The following is a 26,611-nucleotide window of genomic DNA, read 5'->3' on the forward strand; positions in this document are numbered from 1 at the left end:
GTCGGTAAGCTGTCAATGACCCAGATAGGCCTTGCGCACCTCGTCATTGCTCAGCAGGTTGACACCGCTGTCCTCCAGCACCACCTTGCCGGTTTCCAGCACATAGCCTCGGTCGGCAATCTGCAGGGCGCGATTGGCATTCTGCTCGACCAGGAACACCGTCACACCCGCTGCGCGGATGGTCTGGATGATCTCGAAGATCTGCGCAATGATGAGCGGCGCCAGGCCCAGTGTGGGTTCGTCCAGAAGCAGCAGGCGCGGCTTGCTCATCAGCGCGCGGCCTATGGCCAGCATCTGCTGCTCGCCGCCGGACATGGTGCCCGAGCGTTGCGCTGCGCGCTCCTTCAAGCGAGGAAAGAGCTTGAACACATGCTCGACGCCGTCAGCGATTTCGGCCTTGTTCAGGAAAAAGCCGCCCATCTGCAGGTTCTCGGTCACCGTCAGGTCCTTGAAGACACGACGGCCTTCGGGCGAGACGGCAATGCCGCGGCGCATGATGTGATGAGTGGACATCTGGGTGATGTCCTCGCCCTCGAACAGAATGCGCCCGCCGCTGGCACGAGGGTTGCCGCAGACCGTCATCAGAAGCGATGTCTTGCCAGCACCATTGCTGCCGATGAGTGTGACGATCTCGCCCTGATCGACATGCAGGCTGACATGATTGACCGCGCAGATCGCGCCGTAATGGGTGGAGACCTGCTCCAGTTGCAACATATGCTGGCTCATCAGGCCTCTCCCAGATAGGCCTTGATGACCCGTTCATCATTGCGAATCGCCTCGGGCAGGCCCATGGCGATGGGCTTGCCGTATTCCATGACCAGAATGCGCTCGGACACTCCCATGACCAGACCCATATCGTGCTCGATCAGCAGCACGGCCACGCCGTACTGTTTGCGCAGATCGTCGATCAGATGCTGCAGGTCTTTCTTCTCCTGCGGGTTCAGGCCGGCGGCGGGCTCGTCCAGCATCAGCACGCGAGGCTTGGTGATCATGCAGCGCGCAATCTCCAGCCGGCGCTGGTGACCATAGGCCAGATTGCCTGCCTCGCGGTTGGCAAACTGGCGCAGGCCCATCACGTCCAGCCATTGGAGCGCGTTGTCGATCTTTTCCTGTTCGGCACGACGATAGCCTGGCGTGTTGAACAGGCCGCCGAGCAGCGTGGCACGCGACTGGCGATGCTGTGCGACCAGCAGGTTTTCCAGCGCCGTCATGCTCTTGAACAGGCGCACGTTCTGGAATGTGCGCACCACACCGTGGTTGGCGACCTGGTGGCTGCTGTGGCCTGCAATGCTCTGGCCGTCCAGAACGACCGAGCCGCCCGAGGGCTGGTAGAAACCGCTGATGCAGTTGAATACCGTGGTCTTGCCCGCGCCGTTGGGGCCGATGATGGCAAACACTTCCTGAGGGCGTACGTTAAAGCCCACGTTGTCCACGGCCAGCAGGCCGCCGAAGCGCATGCACAGGTCTTTGACTTCCAGCAAATACTCGCTCATGCGCTTGCCCTGCCTGTGGTTGTAGTTATTGAAATAATAGCGTTCAGGTGCAGCTTCATGACTTCACCTCCACCTGGTGTCGCTTCATGGGCAGCAGGCCCTGGGGGCGCCAGACCATCATCAAAATCATGACCAGACCGAAGATCAGCATGCGGTATTCGGAGAACTCGCGTGCCAGCTCGGGCAGCACGGTCAGGATGATGGCGGCCACGATCACGCCCAGCTGAGAACCCATGCCACCCAGCACCACGATGGCCAGAATCAGGGCCGACTCGATGAAGGTGAAGGACTCGGGATTGACGATACCCTGGCGGGCGGCGAAGAAAGCGCCGCCGAAACCCGCGAACATGGCGCCCAGCGTGAAGGCCGAGAGCTTGATCTTCATGGGGTTGAGGCCCAGCGAACGGCAGGCGATTTCATCCTCGCGCAGCGCTTCCCAGGCGCGGCCTATGGGCATGCGGATCAGGCGGTTGCTGATGAACAGCGTCACCATGGCCAGCAGCAGGGCCATCAGATAGACGAAGATCACCATGTGCATGGAGTTGAACTCCAGACCGAAGAACTGATGAAAGGTCGTGCCGTCCTCGGTCAAGGGCGTGCGGGTCATGGGCAGGCCCAGCACCGTAGGCTTGGGAATGCTGGAGATGCCGTCGGGGCCGCCCGTGAAGCTGGTCAGATTGGTCAGCAGCAGGCGGATGATCTCACCGAAACCCAGCGTCACGATGGCCAGATAGTCACCGCGCAGGCGCAGCACGGGAAAGCCCAGCACGAAGCCGAACAGGGCCGAGGCTGCGCCGGCGAGCGGCAGCGCTTCCCAGAACGTCCAGCCAGCCCAGTGGAACAGCAGCGCATAGGTGTAGGCGCCCACGGCATAGAAGCCCACAAAGCCCAGGTCCAGCAGGCCGGCAAAGCCGACCACAACGTTCAGACCCAGGCCCAGCATGACGTAAATCATGGCCAGAGTCGCGATGTCGACGGCATTGCGGCCCGCGAAGAAGGGCCAGGAGGCGGCCATCATCAGCACCACAAAGATGACGACGTTGCGTGTGCCCGATTTCATCTGCGGGACTGCCGGCAGATTGACCTTGGGCAGCTTGCCGGCGAGCAGGGGCTTGAGCATCTGCACGACGAAGATGGCAAGGCAAGCCCAGCCGGTCATGCTCCAGTCAGGGGTGATGATGGTGCGCACGCCGGCGCGCTCTAGGTGCAGGCTGAAGATGGGGGTGACGACGATGGCCGTCATCACGGTGGCGATCAGCGCATCGCGCAAAGCGGCGGAAAAGCTGTACTTCATCAGACCTTCTCCACTTCAGGTTTGCCCAGCAGGCCCGAGGGGCGGAACATCAATATGGTCACCAGCAGGCCGAAAGCCACGATGTCCTTGTATTCCGACGAGATGTAGGCGGCGGCAAGGGTCTCGGCTACGCCCAGAATCACACCGCCCAGCATGGCGCCGGGGATGGAGCCTATGCCGCCCAGCACGGCGGCCGTAAAGGCCTTGATGCCGGCAAGGAAGCCGATGAAGGGATTGAGCTTGCCCACAGCCAGCGCAATCAGCACGCCCCCCACGGCTGCCAGCACGGCACCCAGTACAAAGGTGAAGGAGATGACCTTGTTGGTATCTATGCCCAACAGATTGGCCATGTGCATATCCTGAGCGCAGGCGCGCGAGGCACGGCCCATGCGCGAATGCTTGATGTACATGGTCAGTGCAATCATCAGCACCACGGTCACCGCGATGATGAGCACGCGGGTATAGGGGATGAAGACTTCGAAATTGCCCATGTGGAAATTGATGGCGCCCGGCAGCAGCGAAGGCACGGCCATATCGCGCGCGCCCTGGCCCAGAGCCACCCAGTTCTGCAGGAATATGGACATGCCGATGGCCGAGATCAGTGCTACCAGACGCGGGCTCTGGCGCACGGGCTTGTAGGCCACCTGTTCGACAACCAGGCCATAGACGCCGGTTACGAATACGGCCACCACCAGCATCAGGCCGATGATGGCCCATATGGGTAGACCGCTTTGCGTGCCAATCGCCGAAAGCGTCACGAGGCCTATGTAGGCCCCGATCATATAGATGTCACCGTGTGCGAAATTGATCATGCCGATGATGCCGTAGACCATGGTGTAGCCAATGGCGATCAGGGCGTAAATGGCTCCGAGTGAGAGCCCGTTGAATAGCTGTTGTATCAGCTGGGGGAGAAAGTCTGACATGTAACGCCACCCTTGAAACAGGAAAAGGCCCGAGGGCCAGATAACAAACATCCGGAGGCATGGCCCCTGCCATTGCCTCCGGAGAGAGTGGTGGAATTACTTGGCGAGCGATTTGCTGCCGTCCTTGTGCCACTGGAAGACCTGGAAATCGAAGGAGTTCAGGTCACCCTGCTTGTTCCAGGACACAGGGCCCAGCACGGTGTCCACGCCCGTGGTCTTGTGCATCCAGTCGGCCACCTTGGCGGGGCTGTCGCCAGCGGCCTTGATGGCGGCCAGCAGAGACTGGGTGGCGGCAAACGAGGTCAGCTGGAAGGCGCCCGAAGCATTGCGCTTCTTGTCCTGGAAGGCCTTGACCACGGCGGCGTTCTTGGGATTGGCAGCAAAGTCGGCGGGCAGGGTTACCAGCATGCCTTCGACGGCAGGGCCGGCAATGGCATTGACTTCAGGGTTGCCCACGCCTTCAGGACCCATCATCTTGACCTTCAGACCTTGCTCGGCAGCCTGACGCAGCAGCAGACCCATTTCGGGGTGGTAGCCGCCGTAGTAGACAAAGTCCACGCCTGCGCCCTTGAGCTTGGTGATGACGGCGGAGTAGTCGCTGTCGCCTGCGTTGATGCCCTCAAACAGTGCCACGTCGATCTTGGCCTTCTTCAGGTCGTCACGCACGGAAGAGGCAATGCCCTGGCCGTAAGACTGCTTGTCGTGCAGCACGGCAACCTTTTTGGGCTTGAGCTTCTCGGCAATGAACTTGGCGGCTGCCGGGCCCTGCTGGTCGTCACGGCCAATGGTGCGGAAGATGAAGTGGTAGTTCTTGCCGTCGGTCAGAGCGGGCGAGGTGGCAGAAGGAGTGACGACAACCACGCCTTCGTTGTTGTAGATGGGCGCTGCGGCAATCGAGGCACCCGAGCAGACGGGGCCGACCACATAGCCGATCTTGCTGTTGACCACGCGGTTGGCGGCGACGGGGCCTTGCTTGGGTTCGCAGGCATCGTCCACGGGTACCAGCTCGATCTTCTTGCCATTGACACCGCCAGCGGCATTGGCCATTTCAACGGCGGTGGTGGCGCCTTCCTTGACCATGTCGCCGTACTGGGTCAGCGCACCGGTGGTCGGAATGACCAGGGCGATCTTGATTTGGGCATGCGCGGTGGAGACCAGGGCGGCACCAGCCAGGCCCAGGGCAGCAACAACGGTTTGCATGCGGAACGGAATGCTCATGAGGACTTCCTTAATCTCGAGAGATGTTCGAAAAGCGCGATTGCTGCCATAGCAGTTCGCGCAAAGAAGCTCAGATTAATCGAGTGGTCAACGAAGGCAACAGGGTATGCAGGGGCTGGTGCAGGCTTTCGGTTTTTGCTATGTCGTGCATAGCAGCTAGTACGCAAGGGCTATGGCGTGGCCTGTGTTTGTGATGTATATGCACAGTCCATGCCTGAACTGTGGGCAAGTGTCTGCATCAGCGGTCTTTTTGTGCAGACTCCTGTCCTGCCCCGGCGCAGTTCTGAAGGGTTTTCTGTTGCGGCTTGGCAACTTTGAGAGCTTGACGGCTGCTGCCGATTTGAGGGGGATTAAAAAAGTGGATCGCTTTTTAGCTGCAGCAGTCCGCCGGTGACCGGGTGCACCAGCTCCAGTGCTGCCGCATGCAGCAACAGGCGCGGGCTGGCGCAGGCCACTGCTTCGCTGGCATATAGCGCATCGCCCAGCATGGGGTGGCCTATGGCCGCCATATGCAGGCGCAATTGATGGGTGCGGCCCGTCAGCGGGCTCAGCAAAACCCGGGTGCGGGGTATTCCTGGTTGAGCGGTGTGCTCGATCACCCGCCACAGCGTCTGGCTGCTTTTGCCGGTTTCGTGGTTGATGACACGCAGCGGCCGACGCTCCCAGTCGGCCGCAATCGGCAGGTCTATCAGTTGCCAGCCCCTGGCATCAGCTGCTTTGCTGTGCGCCTGCAACTCACCGGCCACTACGGCGATATAGCGCTTGTCGACCTTGCGTTCGGCAAAGGCCTGGCTGAGCTGGCGTTGGACGGCCGGATTGCGAGCCATGACGACCAGACCCGATGTGGCCTGATCGAGCCGGTGCACGACCAGTGCATTGCCGAAATGCTGGAGGGCACGCAGGCTCAGGCAGTCTTGCTTGTCGGGGCCGCGACCGGGCACGCACAGCAGGCCCGATGGCTTGTCAAGCACCAGCAGGTGCTCGTCTTCATACACACAGTTCAACGCACTCATTCAAACAGCTATCGATTGTTTCAGGGGTTGAGCAGTTCATGCACAGTGGCGCAGAACTCCTGCACATCGTTGGGCTTGTGGATCAAGGCTCTGGCTCCGGCTGCAATCGCAGCCTGCTCGATTTCGGCCGTCACATAGCCGGAAGCCAGTGCAACCGGCAGTTGAGGGTTGATCTGCAGGGCCTGTCTGAGCAGGTCCAGGCCGCTGAAGCCGGGCATGTTGTAGTCGGTGACTATGAGGTCAAAACGCTGTGGCTCCTCATGCAGCGCGGCCATGGCCTCATGAGGATCGGTAAAGCCCGAGACTTCATAGCCGCGACGGCGCAGCAGGCGCTGAAACAGAAAGACCAGAGCCTGATCGTCGTCCACATACATGACATGGCTGGAGCGCGTGGCCAGGACAGGTTCGGGCAGCGGGGCTTCGGGCTTGTCCATGCGCATGGGCGGCAGCGTAGAGTGACTGGAAGTCGGGTCGCTGAGAGGAAAGTACAGCGTGAAGCAACTGCCCTGGCCCAGTTCGCTGTGCACATCGACAGCGCCGCCATGTGTGCGCATCACGCCATGTACGACCGAGAGGCCCAGGCCTGTGCCCTGGCCGACCGGTTTGGTGGTGAAAAAAGGCTCGAAGATGCGTCGCTGAGTCACGACGTCCATGCCGGGGCCAGAGTCCTGCACCATAAAGACCAGGTATTCGGCCACGGCCAGACCCAGGCGTTCGCATTGGTAGCTGTCGGGAGCAATGCGCATGGCCCGCATCTGGATGATGCCGCGCTGACTGCCAATGGCCTGCATGGCGTTGTTGCAGAGATTGAACAGCGCCTGTTCCACCTGAGTGGGGTCGGCCAGCAGCGGCGGCAGATCGTTGGACTCCTGCACCTGCAGCTCTATGGAGGGAGGCAGAGTCACGCGCAGCAGGCGAGCCGTGTCGGACATGACTTCCTGCACCTGAACCGGACGGCGTTCGGGCAGGTCATTGCGGCTGAAGGTCAGAATCTGGCGCACCAGATCGCGGGCGCGGCGACCGGCTTTTTCGATCTCGCGCAGGCTTTCCATGGCAGCCGGGTTGCTGGAGCTATCGGCCTTGGCCAGCTCCACATTACCCAGGATTGCGCCCACGATGTTGTTGAAGTCGTGGGCAATCCCGCCGGCCATGGTGCCTACGGCCTGCATCTTGTGGGATTCGCGCAGCTGGGTTTCCAGCGCATTGCGCTGGGCTTCGGCGCGATTGCGGCTGGTCAGGTCGCGCGCAAAGATGGTGGTGGTGTCGCCGCTGCTGTGGTGCTCGAAGGAGACGCTGATTTCCATGGGAATCTCACGCCCCGACAAGGTCAGACCCGTCATCTCGCCCAGCACGGCCTGTGTGGTCAGCGAGGAAAAAGCCAGTGCCCGAGCGGCATCGGGTAAAAAGCGCTCCAGCGGGCTGCCCAGGGCATCCTGAGGCGAGCACAGAAACAGGGCTGCCGCCGTGGGGTTGAAGACAGTGATGCGCTGGTGCTGATCGACGCAGATGATGGCGTCCAGCGCGGAGTTGATGACCGACTCCAGCCGTCTCTCGCTGGCATAGAGCTGCTGGTTGCGCTCTTGCAGCGCCTTGCGCTCGGCAAGCAGCGGGCCCTGGTTGACAACGGCACACAAATACTGCCAGGTGGCCGGGCCGTTTTGCTGGGGCACGACCACGCCGGCCACATGCAGGTCGCCGCAGAGCTCGAATTCTTCGGTGATCTGGAACAGAACCTCGTGCACCTCGGCGCGTCCCATCGCCTTGGCCTGCTCGAAGGCCGTAGTCACGCGCTCTGCGTCGTTGACATGCACAAAGGGCTTGAAGTTGATCAGCAGCCGGTCTTTTTCGGTGGGCTGAAATGCGCGGTGAGCCATGGCATTGGCCTGGACCACCATATCGTATTCATCAACCACCAGCAGCGGCAGCGGAATGCTTGCAAACAGCGTTTCAAACCGCTCCGATGCGCTCTCGGCCACGGCCTGGCTGTAATTGAGCACCTCGTTTTGCAGCTCCAGCTCGTGCTGGTAGTTGCGCAACTCCGCCACCAGGGCCTGCAGCGGGTCTTCATCTTCCGGTACCAATGGCTGGGTGTTGGCGCTCAGGCCTAGCGGCGCAGCACCGGGGGCCAGCAGGGCATGCAGAGGCAGGCCGCCATCAATGACTGGCAGCAAGGGAGGAGGAGTGGGTTCAGAGGAGCTCATGAGACAGGCAGAAGACCTCGGCAGTGTAAGCCGGTCCCTGCATCTGCCCTTGAAAAAGGCGGGCAGGCAACCGGTATTCAGGCAACTCGATGCTCGGTTTGGCAGCAGCAATGCCGGTTGCATTGAAGTCGTGAATGCATTCACTGCCGGCGAACAGCAACGGGCTGGCTGGTGTTCGACATTGATTGAGCATAAAAAAGCCAGTGCGGCAGAGCGCACTGGCATGGGGGAGACCCTGGCGATCAGTCTTCGTAAGCGTCCATGGGCACGCAGCTGCAAAACAGATTGCGGTCACCATAGACGTTGTCCACGCGGCCCACGGGGCTCCAGTATTTGGCGCGGCGCAGGGCAGGCACGGGATAGGCGGCGGTTTCGCGGCTGTAGCCATGCTGCCAGTCTGCGGCCAGCAAGGCCTCTGCCGTATGGGGGGCGTTCTTGAGCGGGTTGTCATCCCTGGGCAGTCTGCCGGCCTCCACTTCGGCAATCTCGGCGCGGATGGCGATCATGGCTTCGATGAAGCGGTTCAGCTCAGACAGGCTTTCACTCTCGGTCGGCTCCACCATCAGCGTGTTGGGCACGGGAAAGGACAGCGTCGGTGCGTGGAAGCCGTAGTCGATCAGGCGCTTGGCCACATCCTCGGCCATCACGCCGCAGCTGTCCTTGAAGTGGCGCAGATCCACAATGCACTCATGGGCCACGTGACCATACTCGCCCGCATAGAGAGTGGGGAAGTGGTCCTTGAGGCGTGCGCTGATGTAGTTGGCGTTGAGGATGGCGGTCTCGGTCGCCAGTTTCAGGCCCGGCTCGCCCATCATGCGGATATACATCCAGCTGATAGGCAGCACGGCAGCATTGCCCAAAGGCGCTGCACTCACGGCCCCCACCTGACGGACATCGCCTGCCGTGGCATGCCCTGGCAGAAAGGGCACCAGATCCTCGACCACGCACACGGGGCCGACGCCGGGGCCGCCGCCGCCATGAGGAATGCAGAAGGTCTTGTGCAGGTTCAGATGACTGACATCGCCGCCGAATTCGCCGGGCGCGGCAAGACCTACCAGGGCGTTCATATTGGCACCGTCCACATAGACGCGGCCGCCATGGCTGTGCACCAGCTCGCACAGCTCCTTGACCTGGGTCTCGAACACGCCGTGCGTGCTGGGGTAGGTGATCATGATGCAGGCCAGATTGGCGCTGTGCTTCTCGCAGGCCAGCTTCAGATCCCCCATGTCCACGTTGCCGTTGTCATCGCACTTGGTGACCACGACCTGAAGGCCCACCATTTGCGCGCTGGCTGGGTTGGTGCCGTGGGCGCTACTGGGAATCAGGCAGATATTGCGGTGCGCCTCGCCGCGTGATTCATGGAAGGCCTTGATGGCCAGCAGACCTGCATATTCGCCCTGGCTGCCTGCATTGGGCTGCAGGCTGATGCCCGCGTAGCCCGTGGCCTGGCACAGCCAGTCGCGCAGTTGCTGGTCCAGCTCGGCATAGCCTTGCAGCTGGTTGGCGGGCGCAAACGGGTGGATGTCGGCGAACGCTGGCCAGGTGATGGGAATCATCTCGCTGGTGGCATTGAGCTTCATGGTGCAACTGCCCAGCGGGATCATGCTGCGGTCCAGGGCCAGGTCCTTGTCGCTGAGGCTGCGGATATAGCGCAGCATCGCGGTTTCGGAGTGGTGGGTGTTGAAGACCGGGTGGGTCAGATAGGCCGTGCTGCGCTGCAGGGATTCGGGGATCAGCGAGGTCGGGCCTTCGTCCATGGCTTCGATGGAGGGCAGAGCCTGCCCCTCCTGGGCAAAGATGCTCCAGAGCAGCTCGACATCGGCCCGGGTCGTGGTTTCGTCCAGGCTGATGCAGAGATATTCATCCCAGGCCTTGCGCAGATTGACGCCTCGGGACACGGCGCGAGCCGCCAGGGCATCGGTCGCCTCCCGGGTATGCAGGCTCAGCGTGTCGAAGGCCGTGTCATGGTGATGGGCGCTGAAGCCCAGCTGGGCCAGGCCCCGGCTCAGGATCGCGGTGAAGCGTGCCACACGCTGGGCAATGCGCCTCAGCCCCTGGGGGCCGTGGTAGACGGCATACATGCTGGCAATCACGGCCGGCAGGACCTGGGCCGTACAGATATTGGATGTCGCTTTCTCGCGACGGATATGCTGCTCGCGTGTCTGCAGAGCGAGGCGGTAGGCGGGCTTGCCATGCGCATCGACGCTGACACCCACCAGACGGCCGGGAAGGCTGCGCTTGTATTCGTCGCGGCAGGCCATAAAGGCCGCGTGCGGGCCGCCTGCGCCCATGGGCATGCCGAAGCGCTGGCTGTTGCCCACGACAATATCGGCATCCCATTCGCCGGGCGGTGTCAGCAGGGTCAGGGCCAGGAGGTCGGTCGCCACGATGGCGGCGGCCTGCTTGGCATGAATGGCTTGCACATCGGCCTTCCAGTCCACAATCCAGCCGCTGGATGCAGGGTACTGGATGACGGCGGCAAACAGATCGCCTGCCAGGGCAGCTTCCCATTCCTGCTGGCTGTTGGCGATCACCACTTCGATGCCGATCGGCCGGGCGCGGGTCTGGATGACTTCAATCGTCTGCGGGTGCAGATCGCCGGCCAGCACGATGCGATGGCTTCTGGATTTGACTGAGCGCCTGGCCAGCGTCATGGCCTCGGCGGCAGCCGTGGCCTCGTCCAGCATCGAGGCATTGGCGATAGGCATTCCGGTCAGGTCGGTCACCATGGTCTGGAAGTTGACCAGTGCCTCCATGCGGCCTTGCGAAATCTCTGCCTGATAGGGGGTGTAGGCCGTGTACCAGGCGGGATTCTCGAGGATGTTGCGCAGGATGACGCCCGGCGTGTGCGTGCCGTAGTAGCCCTGGCCGATAAAGCTCTTGAGAACTTGGTTCTTGCTGGCGATGGCCTTGAGTTCGGCTAGCGCCGCAGCTTCGGTAATTGGCGCTGGAAGATCCATGGGCCTGGCGCGAGCGATGGAGTCGGGCATCACATCGCGAATCAAGGCTTCCAGCGAGGGCTTGCCGATGGCGGCCAGCATTTTTTGCTGCTCATCGGCGTCCGGGCCTATATGACGGGGGATGAATTCGTGGCTGTTTTCCAGCGCTTCCAGGGAAGCAACGGGGGCGGGAGGCGACATCAGCATGGGAGGGACCTATTCTCAAATACTGTGACTGACGGTTTGCATGCCAGGCATGCGTGAATGCTGTATGCCTGCAGGCATACAGCCGGTGCTTCAAGCAGCGCTGGCCTGTTCCAGCGCGGTGTTCATCAGGGCCAGGCGTTCGCTTTCCTGGTCGGCATATTCCCAATCGGGATATTTGCTGCGTGCCACGGTGTTCAGCCACTGCTGGCAGGCCAGGGCAAGCAGGGCCTGCTTGTGCAGATCGGCATCGATGCTGCCCGTGATCTTGAGCTGACCAAAGGCGGTGGCCACGTGGGCGCGGCAGACCGAGCGCAGATAGCTCTGGTTCATGTCGTCGCTGGTCAGCCATTGGGCCTTGGCCGCATCGTCATGAGTGAGCATGTCCTCGGGCACGGGCAGATCCCAGTCGCTCAGTTGCTGGCGCAGGAAGCGCAGGGTCTTGGCGGGCTTGCCGCCTGCCTGCTCCTGGTACCACTCTTCAAGTGCGGCCAGTGTGTCGCTGCCGTCATCGTTGCCGAAGGGGCTGAAGTCGTCACCGCAGTCGTAATAGAAGTCCTGGGTTGCGACGCGCACAAAGGCCGGGTGGCTGGTCTCGCGGGCGAGACCGACTTCCGGATCGTCGAAATACTGGATGGTGCTCATGGCTGCATGCAAAAACGGCCTTCGCAATGCGATGGCCGTTGATACGCTTAGTTGTCCTTGGCGAAGTCGTTGTAGGCGGTCTCTTCCATCAGACCTTCGAGCTCGCCCACATTGCTCATCTTGACCTTGAAGAACCAGCCAGCGGCCAGCGGGTCGCTGTTGGCGAGCGACGGGTCATCGCGCAGGGCTTCGTTGACTTCGACGATCTCGCCGGTCACGGGCATGTAGACATCGGCGGCGGCCTTGACGGACTCGACCACGCCCGCGACATCGCCGGCCTTGAAGGTGGAGCCCACGGCAGGCAGGTCCACAAACACCACATCGCCCAGCGCATCCTGTGCGTGTACGGTGATGCCGACGATGGCGGCATTGGTGTCAGCGGCGTTGATCCACTCGTGTTCTTTGGAATACTTGATGCTCATGAAAAGCTCCAGATGGGGGATTCAGGGGAATCGGGTGTTGTTTGAGAAAGGTCCAGCTCGCACTTTAGCGGTGTTCTGGCCGCTGTTTGGCAAACTGGCCCGTCTCATGCGCGGCGGCAGACCTAGCCGCGGTAGTAGCGGGTGGGAACGAAGGGCGTGGCGACTACCTTCATGGGCACGGGCTTGCCGCGCACCATGGCGAAGATTTCCGTATTGATGGCTGCGTAGTCGGGCTCGACATAGGCCAGTGCCACAGGCTGGTTGAGCGTGGGGCTGAGCAGGCCGCTGGTGATGTGGCCGATATGCTGTCCGTCCATGTTTTCCAGCACGGCGGGCTCGCGCACGGGAATGCGCTCCAGCGCGATCAGGCCCACGCGCTTGCGGCGCAGCGACTGCGGGTTCTGCAATTGCTCCAGAACGATGGCCGCACCAGGGAAACCGCCCTCGCGCTCGCCGCCGGTGCGGCGCACCTTCTGCATGGCCCAGTTCAGCGCGGCTTCCACCGGGGTGGTGCTGGTGTCGATGTCGTTGCCGTACAGGCAAAGTCCGGCTTCAAGGCGCAGCGAGTTGCGCGCGCCCAGACCGATGGGCGCCACCTCGGGCTGGGCCAGCAGAACTTCGGCAAAGGCTTCGGCAGCGTCGCCGGGCAGGGAGATTTCAAAACCGTCCTCGCCCGTATAGCCGCTGCGCGTGATGTAGAGCGCATGGCCTTGCCAGTCGAAGTGGTTGCCGGTCATGAAGACCAGTTGCGTCACGGCAGGAATCAGGCGTGAGAGTGCCGCAGCGGCTTGCGGGCCTTGCAGGGCCAGCAGGGCGCGCTCGGGCAGAGGAATGACCTCGCAGCGGCTACCGATGCGGCTCTGGATATGGGCGATATCGGCCTCTTTGCAGGCGCCATTGACGATGAGGAACAGATCTTCGCCGCGGTTGACGAACATCAGGTCGTCCAGAATGCCGCCTTGCTCATCGAGCAGCAGGCCGTAACGCTGTTTGTGCAGGCCCAAGTCCATGACATCGACGGGCATCAGCGATTCGAGCGCGGCGGCGGCATCGGGGCCGCGCAACAGCAACTGGCCCATGTGCGAGACATCGAACAGGCCGGCGGCCTTGCGCGTGTGCAGATGCTCGGCCATCAGGCCTTGAGGGTATTGCACGGGCATGGAGTAGCCGGCAAACGGCACCATGCGGGCACCCAGTTTCTGGTGCAGGGCAAACAGCGGTGTGGAACGCAGATCGGAAGAGGTGTCAGCAGCAGTCACAGGCAAGCGCTCCGGTGGTCAAACCAAAATGAGTGGCCATGCATGGCTGGGCCATGCGTGGCGGGCTTGCCCTGCTGTCCGCTTTACCTGAGAGATTCACTGCCCGCATTGCATAGGGCAGCTTGCTCCTTCGGTGGATGCCGGTGCACATACGAAATGACAGCCTGCATCTCTCTCCAGCAAGGGACGCTGCAGGTTTGCACACCTTGCAGCGCTTGTCAGTCCTTTTGCCTGAGCGTTTTGACACCGGGTTGGGGGTCTGCGCCTTCGGCGGTGCAAGGCAGCTTCAAGCTGCAGGCACTCTCTCCTGACGATGGCGATTCTAGCGGTGGGCAAGGGGCTTGCACCACCGCAATTAATGGATTTTGGGGTTTTCGAGCACAGATCGTTGGAATTGAGCTTGCGGCCTCACTGCGGTTCTGTGTTCATGGCGGGCGTTCGAGGAACATCGATCTCCTGGCGCGGAAACACCAGTTGGTAGGGCTGCTCGAAGCAGGCCGTCACGGCCTGGCCCTGGCGCATGCCGGGCTTGAACTTCCAGCGTTCGAGCGAGCGCATGATGGACTTCACGATGCGGGGATCGGTATCGGCGGGCTGATAGGCCACACGGCCGAGCTGACCCTGAGCCGTGACTTCCAGACGGAAGACCACCGTGGTCTCCAGCCCGTTTGGAAACCAGTGGGCGCTGATGAAAGGCGTGGTGTGGCGGCGTGGTCGGGGTTGCTGATCGAGCTGGGCGGGAGGTGTGCAATCTGCATTGATCCAGGCCGGCCAATTTCCGGTTTGGCCGCTGGAAGCCGAGGCGGAGTCAGCCTGGGGCTGGGGAGTGATGTCGGCCGCCTTAGGCGCCATGGCAGGGTTGCCGGCGCAGGCACTGAGCAGCAGTGCTCCCAAGACGGCCGCGTATGCAGCAAGACAGCGTGAGTGGCGTGAAATATCCATGGCGGCATTCTCGGCCATCCCCAGTCGATTTCGGCAGACCTGGTGGAGTCGGTCGTTCAGCCAGGGCCGGGCTGCCTTGCTCCAGAGCTTGTCCTGCAGGGTCAAACATCATGTCCGGCTGGGGCTAAACAGAATTTTTCCCATGGATAGGATTATGACGTTCGTCAAGAACTGTTTATTCAAGGAGAGACAAATGCCCGAAAAAGCCACGAATGAATTCTGGAAATATCTGAAGCCGATCTCTGAATGTTTTCAGCCTGATGCGCAGCCGGAGGTTTATATTCAGAACGCTCCCACGGAGGATGAGCGTTATTATGTCCCATTCTCTGAAACCGTTTCCTCCCGTCCCCTCTGGATTTCTCCATCACAAAACAAATGGTGCGATATTCTGATGGCGAAGGAGGCCGGTCTGGTGAACCGTCATTACCATCCGCACGAAGTGTTTGCCTACACGATTTCGGGGAAGTGGGGCTATCTGGAACATGACTGGACAGCCCGTGCCGGTGATTTTGTCTACGAGACTCCCGGAGAAGGCCATACCCTGGTGGCCTATGAACATGAGCAACCCATGCGTGCGTTCTTCATCGTCAAGGGACCGCTGATCTGGCTCGATGATGACGGAAAGCCAGACGGATATTTCGATGTTCACAGCTACATAGAACTATGCCGAAAGCATTATGAAAAAGTCGGCATAGGTGCAGATTATGTGGACACGCTGTTTCGATAGTCATTTGAAAAGCCATCAATGAAAGGCGGGACTTCCTGAAGAATGAAATAGCCCGCCAAAGACGGAATGGAGAGAGACATGAAAAATCAAGATGAAACCCTCAGGAGCGGGTGGATGAGCTATGAGAACAAGCTGCTGCTCATTCTGTTTTTTACTTTCGGGATTGTTTTTTTTGACCGGCTGGCATTGTCGTTCTTATTTCCCTTTGTCTCCAAGGAACTGGATCTGAACAATGCCCAGCTGGGCATGCTGTCGTCCATTCTGGCATTGGCATGGGCGGCTTCTGGTGCATTCTTCGGGGCCTATACAGACCGCAAGGGCGGACGCAAAACGGTGCTGATTCTTTCGGTGCTGATGTTCTCTCTGTGCTCGGCCTTGTCGGGTCTGGTGGGCGGTTTTGTCGGCCTGCTGTTGTTGCGAGCGCTGATGGGCCTTGCCGAAGGGCCGGTGCTGCCGCTGTCGCAGACACTGATGGTCGAAGCCTCCACGCCGAGTCGTCGCGGCCTCAACATGGGCTTGCTGCAGGGCTCGTCTGCGGGCTTGCTGGGCGCCGTGATCGCACCGCCGGTGATTGTTGCGTTGGCCGTGGCCTATGGCTGGCGCACGGCGTTCTACCTGACCTGTGTTCCCGGGCTGATTGCCGCCGGGCTCATCTGGCTTCATGTGAAAAACACGGATGGCAGGCGTGCGGATGAGCTCGCTGGAGCCCTGCAGACAGGCTCGCGCTGGGCTCTGCTGCGTGAACGCAATATCTGGTTGAGCGTGCTGATCAGCTGTGTTTTCATGGCCTGGTTTGTGATCATCATCTCCTTTGCGCCGACCTATCTGGTCAATGCCAAGGGCTTCGGGCCGGGCACGATGAGTGCTGTCATGAGTTGCATGGGTGTGGCCTGGGTCATCTGGGGCTTTGCCGTGCCCGCCATTTCGGACCATATCGGTCGCCGTCCGGCACTGATCTTTTTCTCCTTTGTGGCGGCTTGCTGTCCTCTGGCCTTTCTGTATGCGCAATCGCCGGTGGTGATGGGCGGCTTGCTGCTGCTGACCTATACCGGCCTGGGCTGCTTCACGCTCTTCATGGCCACGATTCCGGCCGAGACCGTTCCGCGAGCGGCCATGGCCACTGCATTGGGGATGATCATGGGTTTTGGCGAGTTGATCGGCGGTTTCATCGCTCCGACCCTGGCCGGGGTAGCAGCCGACCGGTGGGGACTTGATGTGGTGATGTGGGTGGCAGCTGCAGGAGCCTTGCTTGCCGGTTTGCTTTCCCTGGGACTGATTGAGACAGCGCCCAGGCGCGTTGACGACAGGCGGCCGGCTGCAGCATTGAAGGAGTCGCAGGCATGAAGGCTCTGAAATGGTATGGCGCCCGCGATCTGCGCCTGGAAATCATCGAACGCCGGCCCTTGAAGGCCGCAGAAATCCGTATCGAGGTCGCGTACTGCGGGATCTGCGGCAGCGATATGCACGAGTATCTGCATGGACCTGACTCTATACCGGTCGAGGTCCCGCATCCCTTGTCCCACAGTGTCGCACCCATAGTCATCGGCCACGAGTTCTGTGGCACGGTGGTGGAGGTGGCTGCGGATGTCACAGGGCTGCATATCGGAGACAGAGTCGCCGTGGAGCCGGAGTACCGCTGCGGCCAGTGCAGCTATTGCTGCGCAGGGCGATACAACCTGTGCGAATCCATGGGCTTTGTGGGGCTCATGGGAGACGGCGGAATGGCAGAGGAAGCTGTGATTCCCGCTTATATGGCACATGTGCTTCCCCCGTCCTTGAGCTTCAGGCAAGCGGCGGTGGCCGAGCCCGCAGCAGTGGCATTGCATGCTGTGCGCCAAAGTGCACTGCGCCCTGGCGACGCCTGCGTCATCTTCGGCATGGGGGCCATTGGTCTGCTGCTGGTGATGATGGCCAAGCACCATGAAGCGGGCCGCGTTATTGCCGTCGACGTCGATGCCCGGCGCCTGCGCCTGGCGCGCGAGCTCGGTGCCTGCGACACGCTCGATGCCAGACAGGGCGATGTCGTGCAGCAAGTGCGTGAACTCACAGGCGGGCAGGGCGTGCCGGTATCGTTCGAAGCCGTGGGTCGCCCGGAAACCTTGAGAGGGGCGCTTGGCGTACTGAGCAAGGGCGGCGAAGCCGTGCTGCTGGGGCTCATGCCCGAGGCGAGCATCGATACCTTCGATCTGGTCAACCGCGAGCTGCGCATTACCTCCAGCGTGGGCTATCGGGGCCTGTATCCGGAGCTGCTGGCGCTGATGGCTTCCGGGGTTGTGGATGCCGGGCGTATCGTGACCCATACCGTTAGTCTGGATGCCGCCATACAGGACGGTTTCGAGCGACTGGCATCTGCCGGGGATGCTATCAAGGTGCTGGTTCAGCCGCAGCCGGATGCCATTGTCCGGTGCGCCCGTCCCCACGCTTTTTCCCACAGCTCCTGAGCCTTGCTGGCGCCTGCCGCTTCTGCCGCTAAGTCATGGCACGTAGCTGACCGTGCTGCGCACGCATCTGTGTGGGCGTCATGCCATGGTGTGAGCGGAACCTGCGTGCAAAGTGGGCCTGGCTGGCAAAGCCGCAGCGGTAGGCGATTTCGGCAATGCTGTAGCGCTCCAGCGCAGTCTGACGCAATTCCATGGCTGCACGTTCCAGGCGGCGCACGAGAATCAGCTCGGTCACGCTGTGTCCCTCGGCCTGCAACAGCCGGTTCAGGTGCCTCAGGGAGACACCTGAGGCGGAAGCGACTTCGCTCGCATCCAGCGAGTGGCGGTGCAGGTGTTGGTCGATATGGGCGCGCGCGGCCAGCAGGTGGGAGGTGCGTAGTGCACTGATTCCTGCTGCTTCTCCAGCCAGCATGGTGCGCAGCAGGTCACAGGCCTCGAACTGCATGCGATCCTGGTCCACCCCTTCGGGGTGGGCCATGGCATTGCCTACCAGCTTCTGGAACGCGTGATTGAGCACGCGTCCGCTGCCCGTCGCCCCCGACACACAGATCGGGCCGGGAAGTTGCGCACGGCTGCAGTTGCGGTAGAACCAGTCGGCAGGCGTATCCACGAGGAATTGGTGCATCTGGTGGGTGAAGCCGAACAGATAGGCATGCCGGGTGTCATAGATCACCAGGTCGCCCGGAGCGAGATGGATGCAGCTGTGTTCCTGATAGAAGAAGGCACCGCTGCTGAGCACCAGTGAGACGAAAACCGACTCCTTGGGATGCTGGCGCACCAGCTGTGGCGTGCGCTCGATGACATGGGCATTGCCGTCTATGTCTGCCAGGGCCAGCTGGCCCAAGCGCATATTGCTCTGCCGCGCGTTCAGACCTTCGTCGGCGTAGGATGAGCAGCGCAATCCGACCAGAAAAGAAGCGTTGTAGGCTTCCCATTGGTCCAGGCGCTGGCTGGCGGGAAAGGCATCCGTAGCGATCCGGTTCACCGCACATGGCGCAAGCGAGGGCATGGGGGTCTCCTTGGCAGGTTCTTATAGTGTGTGCCGACCAAGTGGAGCCAGTGGATGTCGGCAGTGCCGAGCAGACTCTAACATGCCATGTTTGCGCCTCGCTCCGTGAAGTTACGGGGGTGCAAGTCGCAAATCATGGTCGCAACGCCTGCGTACATCAAGGCTGAGGGCGCGAATCCAGCCGCTTTGCTTTGCCGGCTGAAGAAGGGGAGTCCGCATCCGCTTTCATATCGGCGCAGGCCCGCCACCAGGCCGAGCCCGCATGCGGAGCGCCCAGGTCCAGGCGCTCGCCCATCATGGGGGTTGCGATCTCTATGCCGTGCCGCCTGCCCAGACTCACGATCTGCTCGAAGGGGTCCCACCAGGCATGCATGGCGAGGTTGAAAGTGCCGTTGTGTATGGGCAGCAGCCATTGGCCGCCGAGATCCCGGTGGGCCTGCACGGTCTGCGCCGGATGCATATGGACATAGGGCCAGTGGGCGTCGTAGGCGCCGGTCTCCATCAGCGTGACATCGAAGGGGCCGAAGTGCCTGCCGATTTCGGCAAAACCGTCGAAGTAGCCGCCATCGCCGCTGAAGAAGACGCGCAGCGGCCTGTCGGCCTGGCGATCTTCTATGGTCCAGGAGGCCCAGAGCGTACGGTTGCCGTCGCGCAGGCTGCGTCCCGAGAAATGCTGGGCCGGTGTGGCCGTGAAACGCAGGCCGTCGACCTCGCTGCCCTGCCACCAGTCGTGCTGCACGATCTTGTCGGCCGGCACGCCCCAGGCCGCCAGTCTGTCTCCCACTCCCAAAGGGCAGAGAAAAATGTCCACCTTGGGCGCGAGCACGCGAATGGTGGCGCGGTCCAGGTGATCGTAGTGATCGTGCGAGAGCAGCACGCCGCGCAAGGCAGGCAACTCGTCCAGGGCAATCGGCGGGGCATGAAAGCGCTTGGGGCCGGCGAACGACAGTGGGGAGGCTCGCTCGGAAAACACGGGATCCGTCAGCCACCAGCCGCCGCGCAGCTTCATCAGCAAGGTCGAATGGCCCAGGCGATAGAGGCTGCGCTCGGGCGCGAGGTTCAGCTCGGCCGCGCTCAGCGGCAGAACGGGCAGTGCCTTGCCCGGCTCGGAATCGGCCGGCTTGTTGAAGAAGAACTTCCATAGCGTCCCGGCATCGGGCTTGGGGCTGTTGGCCGGACGTGGATGCGTGTTGCGAAAGCGCCCGCCCGAGTACTGAGGCGAGTCCTCATAGTCGGCGATGAGGGTGGAGAGGCTTGGTTTGCTAAACAAGATCGGGCGCCTGAGTGGGACATTGGCCGCAGTTTGGGACGGTTTGCAGCGCTGCAAGAGCCGATTTGCAAGAGGCCGTATCGCCGGGGCGGCCATTCCAATGATCCGATAGGGTGAGTGCGACACTCGCTGTCTGAGGAGCAAATGCACATGAATCCCATGGTTCACAATCTGGAGAGCATGCTGGCGGCCGGCAAGGACGGTGCGCTGCTGCGCTATACACTGGGCAAGGCTTATGCCGACGAGGAGCAGATGGCAGTGGCGCGCGAGCATCTGCGCAAGGCCACGGCACTGGATGCCGAATACTCCGTCGCCTGGAAGCAGCTGGGCAAGGTGGAGCTGGCGCTGGGCGATGCGCAGGCGGCGCGAGCCGCCTGGCAGCAAGGGCTGAGCTGTGCCCAGGCCAGGGGCGATGCCCAGGTCGTCAAGGAGCTGCAGGTTTTTTTGCGACGCCTGGACAAGCAGGCTACAGGCGCCTAGCAACTATCAAAAAAATAGCTGGAAGCGCTTGTAGATCAAGCGTTTCCAGCCAGTTTTTTGTCAATTCCTTCAGTGTGCGCCGGCGGCCGCGTCGGCGGCTCCTGCGGGAGAGGCCGGGCGCTTGGTGAACCAGATCAGCACGATCAGGCTCAGGAACAGAAAGGACGATGCCAGAAAGATGTCGTCGGCGGCCCGCGTGAAGGCCTGCTGATCGATCAGCCGGTTGATCTGGGTATAGGCCTGCTCGGCGCTCATGCCTGCGGCCTGCAGGTTTCTGACCGTGCTGGCAAACGTGCCCTGGCCCTGCACCAGCAGCTCGGTCAGATGCGCATGGTGCATGGAAGCGCGGCTTTCCCAGAGCGTGGTGGCAATCGAGGTGCCCATGGCGCCGGCCGTGATCCGCACGAAGTTGGACAGACCTGCGGCGGCAGGAATGCGGTCCGGCGTCAGTCCGCTCAGCGTGATGGTGGTCAGCGGAATGAAGAAGAAGGCCATGGCGCCCCCTTGGATCAGCGTGGGAATCAGGATGTGGGCGAAGTCGGTCTCCACGGTGAACTGCGAGCGCATCCACAGCACCATGGCAAACACGATGAAGGCAATCGTGGCCATCTTGCGCGGATCCCAGACTCCGACCTTGCGGCCCACCATGGGCGTGAGCAGGATGGCCAGCAGGCCCACCGGCGCCAGGGCCAGGCCGGCGGAGGTGGAGGTGTAGCCCATCCATTGCTGCAGCCACAGCGGCAGCAGCACCACATTGCCGAAGAACAGGCCATAGGCGATCGACAGCGCGATCGAGCCGGCCGCGAAGTTGCGTCGCTTGAACAGGCGCAGATCGACGACGGGATGGGCGTCGGTCAGCTCCCAGACCACGAACACGGCAAAAGCCACGACAGCGATCACCGCAAAGGCGATGATTTCATTGGAGGCAAACCAGTCCAGTTCCTTGCCCTTGTCCAGCATCAGCTGCAGCGCCGCCACCCACAGCACGAGCAGGGACAGGCCCACGGTGTCGATAGGCAGCTTGCGTGTGGGCGTTTCGCGGTTGCGGTAGATGCTCCAGGTCATGAGGGCCGAGAGCAGGCCCACGGGCACGTTGATGTAGAAGATCCAGGGCCAGGAAATATTGTCCGTGATCCAGCCGCCCAGCAGCGGCCCCACCACGGGCGCGACCAGGGTCGTCACGCCCCAGAGCGATAGCGCCACACCGGCCTTGGCGGGCGGATAGCTGGACAGCAGCAGGGTCTGCGACAGCGGGATCATGGGGCCGGCCACGGCGCCTTGCAGCACGCGGAACAGCACCAGCATCTCCAGCGAGGAGGCAAAGCCGCAGAGCCAGGAGGTCAGCACGAACAGCAGCACGCTCATGGTGAACAGGCGTACGGCGCCGAAGCGCTGGGTGAGCCAGCCCGTCAGCGGCACGGAGATGGCATTGGCCACACCAAAGCTGGTGATGACCCAGGTGCCCTGGCTGGGGCTGACGCCCACATCGCCCGAGATGGCCGGAATGGCCACGTTGGCGATGGAGGAGTCCAGCACGTTCATGAAGGTGGCCAGCGATAGTGCCAGCGTGCCCAGGGCGAGCTGCGCGCCCTTGAGCGGGGCGATGGCTGGCGGCATGGGGCGGGCCGCCGCAGCCGGTGGCGAGGCGCCCGCTCCGGGGTCGTCAGAGGTCGTGGAAGTCATGGCTGATTCCGCGTCTTATTGCGCAGCTTGGGCTGCGGGCTGGGCGGGCTGAGCGGCTGCGGCCGGGGCGGGCAGGTCGGCCAGCTGGGTCAGCGCAGGCAGCTTGTCGCCCGCGATGATGTGCTGGATGCGCTGCTCGGCCTGGGCCAGGCTGCCGTCATAGACGGTGGTCTGGGCCACGGGCTCGCTGCGCGGCGTGCTGGCCAGGGCCTGGCCGTCCTTGTCGCGGATATCGACCTTCACGTCCATGGACAGGCCCACACGCAGCGGATGCTGCTTGAGCGCTTCGGATTCCAGGCTGATGCGCACGGGAACACGCTGCACCACCTTGATCCAGTTGCCGGTGGCGTTTTGCGCGGGCAGCAGCGCAAACGCCGCACCCGTGCCGGCGCCCAGGCCCACGACCTTGCCTTCGTACGTGGTCTTGTCGCCGTAGACATCGGCGGTCAGCTCCACCTTCTGGCCCATGCGCAGATCGGCCAGCTGGCTTTCCTTGAAGTTGGCATCCACCCAGAGCTTGTGCAGATCGACCACGGTCAGCAGCGGCGAGCCGGCGGCCACGCGCTGGCCCAGTTGCACGCCGCGCTTGGCCACAAAGCCGTCCACGGGCGCGATCAGCCGCGTGCGCTGCAGGGCCAGATAGGCCTCGCGCACCTTGGCTGCGGCCGCCATGACGGCCGGGAAGTCCTCGGCCGTCGTGCCCTTGGTCTGGGCTTCGGCGGCCGTCAGCTGGGCCTTGGCAGCGCGCACGGCGGCTTCAGCGGCCGCCACGGCGTTGCTGGCGGCCGTGGCCAGGGCCTTGGCATGGTCAAACTCTTCCTTGCCCACGGCGCCGGTGGCCGTGAGCGGGCGGCGGCGCGCCACATCGTCGTTGGCCTTGGCGGCATCGGCCTTGAGGCGCAGCAGATCGGCTTCGCGCTGGGCCACCTGGGCGGCCAGCGGGGCGTTGTTGGCATACAGGGTGCGGGTCTGGCGCGCGGTCTGGGCCAGCTGCGACTCGGCCTGGGCCAGTTGCACCAGATAGTCGGCAGGGTCCAGCTGCACCAGCAACTGGCCGGCTCTGACATAGTCGGTATCGTCGGCGCCGATGCTGATCACGGTGCCGCCGACCTGGGGCGTGATCTGCACCACGTTGCCGGCCACATAGGCGTTGTCCGTGGTCTGGTAGTTGCGGGCCACCATCCAGTGCCAGCCGCCCCAGGCGATGGCGGCCACGGCGACAGCGGCCGCCACGATGGTCAGGCCCTTGCGGCGGCCCGCTGGGTTGGCACTGGGCGTAGCTGCCGCAGGAGCTTGGGGAGCGTTCTGAGTAGGCTTGGTGTCGGTCATGATGTTGGCGCTTTGTTATCTGTGAAGCGGTTTTGCGCTATTTAAAAAGAGGAGCTGCTGACGCTTGTCAATCAATAAATTGAATGTATTTCTGCCTTGGATTCAATGGCAGTAAAGCGGTAGCAGCTATTGATTTTGTTGAGTCCGATGTTTATTGCACGGCAACAGCCGAGGTGTCGTCGCTCCAGCCGCCGCCCAGGGCTGCGGCCAGGGCCACACGCGTGTCCAGCTCGCGCGCCTGCAGGTCCACGGCCAGGCGGCGCTGGTTGATGAGCTGGGTTTCGGTGTTGAGCACGGTGATCTGGCTGCCCAGGCCGGCCTGATAGCGCTGCACGGCAAAGTCATAGGCCCGCTCGGCCTTGGACAGTGACTCGGTTTGCAGCAGTTGCTGGCGCTGCAGCGATTGCACGGAGGCAATGGCATCACCCGCCTGCTTGACGGCATCGAGCACCGCGCCGTTGTACTGGGCGATGGCGGTGTCGAGGTCGGCCTGTTTGCCGCGCAGCTGGGCGCGCAGGCGCTTGCCGTCGAAGATCGGCAGACGCAGCGCAGGCGTGATGCCCATCTGGCGCGAGCTGCCCTGCAGCAGATTGTCCAGGCCCAGCGCGTTCAGACCCACGAAGGCCGTCAGATTCACATCGGGGTAGAAGTCGGCCCTGGCGGATTCAATGCCTTGCGTGGCCGCTTCCACGCGCCAGCGCGCGGCCACCACATCGGGGCGTCGGCCCAGCAGATCCGCGCCCAGTGCCTGGGGCACGGGCTGGATGCGCAGCACCGACAGCCGGGGCGAGAGCGCATTTTGTGCATCGGGCGCCTGGGCGCAGAGCACGGCAATCGTGCGGCGCGCCAGCGTGATCTGCTCGCCGAGCATCTCGATCTGGGTTTGGGCATCGGGCATGCCGGCCTGGGCCTGGGTCAGCTCCACCTGGCTGTCGAGGCCCGCCCGGGTGCGCTGTTCGCTCAGGCTCAGCAATGACTGGCGCTGGCCCAGCGTGCGCTCTGCCACTTCCTTCTGGGCAATCAGCCGGGCCAGGGCGATATAGCTGCGTGCCACCTGTGCGGCCAGCTGGTTGGCGGCGGCGGCGCTGTCGGCCTTGGCAGCGCGTGCCTGGCCCAGTGCGGCCTGCAGGTCCGCGCCATGCTTGCCGAAGAAGTCGGGCGACCAGGACAGGCCGGCCTGCAGATTGCCGCTGTTGTAGATATTGCCCGCAATCGGGGCGGGAATCATGCCGTTGGCCGTGTAGCGCTGGCGTGTGGCGTCGGCGCTCAGCGTCCCGCGCACATCGCTGGCCGTGCTGCTGGCCGTGGCCAGGGCTGCGGCTTTTTCAAAGCGTGCGTTGCTGGCGGCCAGGCTGGGGCTGCCGGCCAGGGCCTGATCGATGAGTTGATTGAGCCGGGTATCGCCCAGGCTTGTCCACCATTGGGAGGAGGCGAGTGCCGTGGCATCCGCAGCGCCGAGGTTGGCGGAGTCGTTCAGGCCGACATCGGCCGAGCCCAGTCGTGCCAGCGGCTGGTGCGCCGGCCCTTGCGAGGCACAGCCTGCCAGCGCGAGCACGGCGGCCAGTGCTGCGGTTGCCAGCAGCGAACGGCCGGGGGCGCACTCGGTGGCGGGTTTGCGTGATGGTCTAGAGGTCATGGAAAAGTGCCAGTGGTTTTTATTGAAATAGGGCGGTGAAAAAAGTAGACAGCAGGCCAGCCTAGTCTCTGGGGTCGCGGTCTGCCTCGTTCGTTTGGATGGGGGGCTTGGCCGGCTCCTGGGTCAGGGCATCGCGCAGCGCATCGCCGTTGACCAGCATGCGCTGCAGCATGGACAGCATCAGCGTGCATTCGCTGTGGCTGAAGCCGCGCAGATGGCCGTTGAGCACCTTGGTCAGCACCTTGGGCACCTGGGTGGCGACGCTGCGTCCCTCCTCGGTGAGCACCAGATGCACCACGCGCCGGTCGGTGGTGGAGCGCTCGCGGCGCAGCAGCCCCTTGGCCTCGATGCGGTCCAGTGCGCGCGTCACCGAAGCCGGGTCCATGCCCAGGTCCTTGGCCAGCGTGCTGCTGTTTGTGTCGGCACAGATCAGCAGCTTGTACAGCGGCAGCCACTGCACATAGGTCAGTCCTTGCTCGGCCAGCTGGGCGTCGGCCAGCTGCAGGATGGAGCTGAGTACACGCCGCATGAGAAAGCCTATGCTTTTGTCCGGCGCGTAGACCCCTGCCTGGTAGAAGAAGCTGGATTCGTCCTGCGGGTCGATGATGGGGTCGGTCTGGTTTTGCAATGGCGCCACCAATATTTGCTTGATCAATGATTGAGTCGGCAATTATTGTGCAGCTGCAAAAAAATGTCAGCAAGGTTTTGAGTAGCGGGATATCTGGCCTTGGGATGCTTGTGTCGCTTGCTATGAAAATAAAAGCATTTTGTCCATTGTTGTTATGCGCCTGAACCTGGCACTGCCCCAAAAAAAAGCCCGGTCATGGAGACCGGGCGGGGGCGGGCAGGGTAGAGGTGGCTCAGAGCGGCACGCGCAGCACGACCACGATCACCAGGCCCAGGGCCAGATTGAGGGAAACCCATTTGCGGATGCTCTCCAGCGCCTTGCCGCCTGCGGGCCAGTCCTTGAGCTGCACGGCCGCATCCAGGCGCTTGAACAGTGCAAAGCGGATATGACCGAACACGGCCATCATCACCAGGCCCAGAATGCTCATCACGATCCAGTTGACCGGCATGTTGAACTGGCCGCCGGCCTGGGCGGCCATGGCGTGAATGCTGCCAATCATGCCGATGCCGGTGGCCAGCACGACGACCACCAGTACCATGACCCAGGCAAAAAAGCGCTGCAGCACGCCATGCATCAGCGTCACGCGCTCGGGCGGCTGCAGACCCTGGACGGCTGGGCGCAGAAAGAAATGCGCGAAGAACATGCCGCCCACCCAGATGATGATGGCCAGAAGGTGCAGAAGTTTGAACAGAATGAAAAGCATGGCTTGTGGGGCTTGATAGGGAAACATTGCAAGCCTAACGGAGATCGTCCTACGGGTGGAACACACAGGCCGAAATAGCAGGGCTTTCGCTTTGCCCAGGTCTGATTAGACTTGGCTGCAAACAACAACAGCCAACAACAGTAAAGGAGTCC

General features: G+C 62.5%; 24 protein-coding genes and 2 riboswitches. Of the genes, 4 read left to right on the forward strand and 20 right to left on the reverse strand.

Annotated features, from left to right (window positions below; translation table 11 throughout):
• Positions 1–12 precede the first annotated feature (12 nt).
• The 13 genes from CTR2_RS11555 to CTR2_RS11615 all read right to left on the reverse strand — a co-directional run bounded on the left by CTR2_RS11555 (position 13) and on the right by CTR2_RS11615 (position 14,571).
• Positions 13–726 (reverse strand): ABC transporter ATP-binding protein, encoded by a 714-nt coding sequence (locus CTR2_RS11555; protein WP_176391667.1) that lies wholly within the window; start codon positions 724–726, stop codon positions 13–15.
• Positions 726–1,493, reverse strand: coding sequence for a high-affinity branched-chain amino acid ABC transporter ATP-binding protein LivG (gene livG / locus CTR2_RS11560; protein ID WP_003079486.1), 768 nt, complete (start codon positions 1,491–1,493; stop codon positions 726–728). Before livG ends, CTR2_RS11555 begins: the two co-directional genes overlap by 1 nt.
• Before the next feature lie 55 nt (positions 1,494–1,548).
• Positions 1,549–2,787: a high-affinity branched-chain amino acid ABC transporter permease LivM gene (locus CTR2_RS11565; RefSeq protein WP_087083981.1), complete on the reverse strand. Its 1,239-nt coding sequence runs from the start codon at positions 2,785–2,787 to the stop codon at positions 1,549–1,551.
• Entirely contained in the window at positions 2,787–3,710 is a 924-nt protein-coding gene (livH, locus tag CTR2_RS11570) for a high-affinity branched-chain amino acid ABC transporter permease LivH (protein WP_087083980.1), read from the reverse strand. Before livH ends, CTR2_RS11565 begins: the two co-directional genes overlap by 1 nt.
• Before the next feature lie 96 nt (positions 3,711–3,806).
• The gene (locus tag CTR2_RS11575) at positions 3,807–4,928 is read right to left on the reverse strand and encodes a branched-chain amino acid ABC transporter substrate-binding protein (protein WP_004340660.1); all 1,122 of its coding nucleotides are present in this window, start codon (positions 4,926–4,928) and stop codon (positions 3,807–3,809) included.
• Between the two features lie 350 nt (positions 4,929–5,278).
• Positions 5,279–5,941, reverse strand: a complete 663-nt coding sequence (locus tag CTR2_RS11580) for an RluA family pseudouridine synthase (protein WP_087083978.1) — start codon at positions 5,939–5,941, stop codon at positions 5,279–5,281.
• A gap of 20 nt (positions 5,942–5,961) precedes the next feature.
• Positions 5,962–8,142: a PAS domain-containing hybrid sensor histidine kinase/response regulator gene (locus tag CTR2_RS11585; protein WP_087083976.1), complete on the reverse strand. Its 2,181-nt coding sequence runs from the start codon at positions 8,140–8,142 to the stop codon at positions 5,962–5,964.
• Positions 8,129–8,335, reverse strand: a complete 207-nt coding sequence (locus tag CTR2_RS11590; RefSeq protein WP_140401049.1) for a hypothetical protein — start codon at positions 8,333–8,335, stop codon at positions 8,129–8,131. Before CTR2_RS11590 ends, CTR2_RS11585 begins: the two co-directional genes overlap by 14 nt.
• Before the next feature lie 49 nt (positions 8,336–8,384).
• Positions 8,385–11,288: an aminomethyl-transferring glycine dehydrogenase gene (gene gcvP / locus CTR2_RS11595; RefSeq protein ID WP_087083974.1), complete on the reverse strand. Its 2,904-nt coding sequence runs from the start codon at positions 11,286–11,288 to the stop codon at positions 8,385–8,387.
• A gap of 90 nt (positions 11,289–11,378) precedes the next feature.
• Positions 11,379–11,930, reverse strand: a complete 552-nt coding sequence (locus tag CTR2_RS11600) for a MolR family transcriptional regulator (RefSeq protein WP_087083972.1) — start codon at positions 11,928–11,930, stop codon at positions 11,379–11,381.
• A gap of 47 nt (positions 11,931–11,977) precedes the next feature.
• A complete protein-coding gene (gene gcvH, locus CTR2_RS11605; RefSeq protein ID WP_043002936.1) occupies positions 11,978–12,352 on the reverse strand; it encodes a glycine cleavage system protein GcvH in 375 nt (124 codons plus the stop codon).
• A gap of 122 nt (positions 12,353–12,474) precedes the next feature.
• Complete coding sequence (gene gcvT / locus CTR2_RS11610) at positions 12,475–13,611, reverse strand: glycine cleavage system aminomethyltransferase GcvT (RefSeq protein WP_176391666.1); 1,137 nt, start codon at positions 13,609–13,611, stop codon at positions 12,475–12,477.
• A gap of 64 nt (positions 13,612–13,675) precedes the next feature.
• Positions 13,676–13,801: riboswitch (glycine riboswitch) on the reverse strand.
• A gap of 19 nt (positions 13,802–13,820) precedes the next feature.
• A riboswitch (glycine riboswitch) is annotated at positions 13,821–13,931 on the reverse strand.
• An 88-nt stretch (positions 13,932–14,019) separates the two neighbouring features.
• Positions 14,020–14,571 (reverse strand): energy transducer TonB, encoded by a 552-nt coding sequence (locus CTR2_RS11615; protein WP_087083968.1) that lies wholly within the window; start codon positions 14,569–14,571, stop codon positions 14,020–14,022.
• 175 nt (positions 14,572–14,746) lie between these two features.
• Between CTR2_RS11615 and CTR2_RS11620 the strand changes: the two genes are divergently transcribed.
• The 3 genes from CTR2_RS11620 (at position 14,747) to CTR2_RS11630 (ending at position 17,721) form a co-directional block, all read left to right on the forward strand.
• A complete protein-coding gene (locus CTR2_RS11620) occupies positions 14,747–15,280 on the forward strand; it encodes a 2,4'-dihydroxyacetophenone dioxygenase family protein (protein WP_087083966.1) in 534 nt (177 codons plus the stop codon).
• A gap of 78 nt (positions 15,281–15,358) precedes the next feature.
• Positions 15,359–16,624: an MFS transporter gene (locus tag CTR2_RS11625; RefSeq protein WP_087083964.1), complete on the forward strand. Its 1,266-nt coding sequence runs from the start codon at positions 15,359–15,361 to the stop codon at positions 16,622–16,624.
• A complete protein-coding gene (locus CTR2_RS11630) occupies positions 16,621–17,721 on the forward strand; it encodes a 2,3-butanediol dehydrogenase (RefSeq protein WP_087083962.1) in 1,101 nt (366 codons plus the stop codon). Before CTR2_RS11625 ends, CTR2_RS11630 begins: the two co-directional genes overlap by 4 nt.
• Positions 17,722–17,749: 28 nt before the next feature.
• Here CTR2_RS11630 and CTR2_RS11635 read toward each other — a convergent pair whose 3' ends face one another.
• Both CTR2_RS11635 and CTR2_RS11640 read right to left on the reverse strand, forming a co-directional pair.
• Positions 17,750–18,730 (reverse strand): helix-turn-helix domain-containing protein, encoded by a 981-nt coding sequence (locus CTR2_RS11635; protein ID WP_087083960.1) that lies wholly within the window; start codon positions 18,728–18,730, stop codon positions 17,750–17,752.
• A gap of 157 nt (positions 18,731–18,887) precedes the next feature.
• Entirely contained in the window at positions 18,888–20,000 is a 1,113-nt protein-coding gene (locus tag CTR2_RS11640) for an MBL fold metallo-hydrolase (RefSeq protein WP_087084629.1), read from the reverse strand.
• Positions 20,001–20,150: 150 nt separating this feature from the next.
• Here CTR2_RS11640 and CTR2_RS11645 point away from each other — a divergent pair, with 150 nt between their 5' ends.
• On the forward strand, positions 20,151–20,480 hold the full coding sequence (locus tag CTR2_RS11645; RefSeq protein ID WP_087083958.1) for a hypothetical protein: 330 nt from the start codon (positions 20,151–20,153) through the stop codon (positions 20,478–20,480).
• A 69-nt stretch (positions 20,481–20,549) separates the two neighbouring features.
• Here the strand turns inward: CTR2_RS11645 and CTR2_RS11650 are convergent, their stop codons facing one another.
• The 5 genes from CTR2_RS11650 to CTR2_RS11670 form a co-directional block, all read right to left on the reverse strand.
• A complete protein-coding gene (locus tag CTR2_RS11650; RefSeq protein WP_087083956.1) occupies positions 20,550–22,163 on the reverse strand; it encodes a DHA2 family efflux MFS transporter permease subunit in 1,614 nt (537 codons plus the stop codon).
• Between the two features lie 15 nt (positions 22,164–22,178).
• On the reverse strand, positions 22,179–23,492 hold the full coding sequence (locus tag CTR2_RS11655) for an HlyD/EmrA/EmrK family protein (RefSeq protein ID WP_087083954.1): 1,314 nt from the start codon (positions 23,490–23,492) through the stop codon (positions 22,179–22,181).
• A gap of 151 nt (positions 23,493–23,643) precedes the next feature.
• Complete coding sequence (locus tag CTR2_RS11660; protein WP_087083952.1) at positions 23,644–25,128, reverse strand: efflux transporter outer membrane subunit; 1,485 nt, start codon at positions 25,126–25,128, stop codon at positions 23,644–23,646.
• A 61-nt stretch (positions 25,129–25,189) separates the two neighbouring features.
• Complete coding sequence (locus tag CTR2_RS11665; RefSeq protein WP_176391665.1) at positions 25,190–25,765, reverse strand: MarR family winged helix-turn-helix transcriptional regulator; 576 nt, start codon at positions 25,763–25,765, stop codon at positions 25,190–25,192.
• A 223-nt stretch (positions 25,766–25,988) separates the two neighbouring features.
• Positions 25,989–26,459: a CopD family protein gene (locus CTR2_RS11670; RefSeq protein ID WP_176391664.1), complete on the reverse strand. Its 471-nt coding sequence runs from the start codon at positions 26,457–26,459 to the stop codon at positions 25,989–25,991.
• Between the last annotated feature and the right edge of the window lie 152 nt (positions 26,460–26,611).

This window comes from Comamonas thiooxydans (assembly GCF_002157685.2).
Lineage (GTDB): Bacteria > Pseudomonadota > Gammaproteobacteria > Burkholderiales > Burkholderiaceae_C > Comamonas > Comamonas testosteroni_H.